At 74.3% G+C, this 825-nt stretch carries 2 protein-coding genes; both read right to left on the bottom strand.

Annotated elements, in window-relative coordinates:
- A partial coding sequence (locus tag DW306_RS04420) for an HPr family phosphocarrier protein (RefSeq protein WP_136054437.1) occupies positions 1-641 on the bottom strand: 641 nt, incomplete at its 3' end.
- The coding region (locus tag DW306_RS21475; protein WP_136054436.1) for a DAK2 domain-containing protein at positions 641-825 on the bottom strand (185 nt) is incomplete at its 5' end. The genes DW306_RS04420 and DW306_RS21475, both read right to left, overlap by 1 nt.

Below are 825 nucleotides of genomic sequence, written 5' to 3'. Positions count from 1 at the left end.
GAGAGGCTCGCGGCCGCGGCGTCAGGGCCGTCGGGCAGGCGCCGCAGGCGCAGATCCGATCCCGCCGATGCCTTGGCGATCAGCGCCGCGGGGCGCGCATGGATGCCGAGCGGATTGCGTACTCGCACGCGACGGGTCAGGACATCGCCGTCGGCCGACGCGCTGTCGTCTGTTGCGGGCTCCTCGGTGGCCTGCTGCGGGGTGGCGGTCGGTTCCGGCTCGTGCTCCTCCAGCTGACCCGTCTTCGCTCCGAGCGCCGCACCGGCCTCCGCCGCCACGTCGTCGAGCGACCCGCCGGCGGCCGCCGAGACGACCGCCGCGAGCAGCCCCTCGACGAAGGGCGCCGGCGCCAGACGCACGGGCACGTCGCTCGCACGCAGCTCGAGCGCGAGTTCTGCGCTGAGCACCGCGGATCCGAGATCCATCAGCACCAGCACGCCGTCGCAATCCGCCGAGAGCTCGTCGATCGCGCTCGCGACGGCGACGGCATCCGTCCCGAGGATCGGCGTGCCGTCCGGATCCGTCCCGGCTCCCGCGGCGACCTGCACGCGTACTCCCCCGCCCGGCACCATCTGCAGGGCAAGCTCGAGCGCCGCCTCCCCGAGTCGTGCGCTGTGGGAGACGGCGACGATCCCGATCATCAGGAGCTGCCGGAGATCGCGGCGGCGAGCGTGTCGAACAGGATCGCGGTCGATGCCGCGCCGGGGTCGAGATGCCCCGCGCTGCGCTCCCCGAGGTAGCTCGCCCGGCCCTTGCGGGCCACGAGCGGCTCGGTCGCGTCGAGCGCCTGCCCGTCGGGACCGATGGCCTGGATGCGCACGGAGT

The organism is Microbacterium sp. K24 (assembly GCF_004794465.1).
Lineage (GTDB): Bacteria > Actinomycetota > Actinomycetes > Actinomycetales > Microbacteriaceae > Microbacterium.
This window is presented reverse-complemented; position numbering and strand designations above follow the sequence as displayed.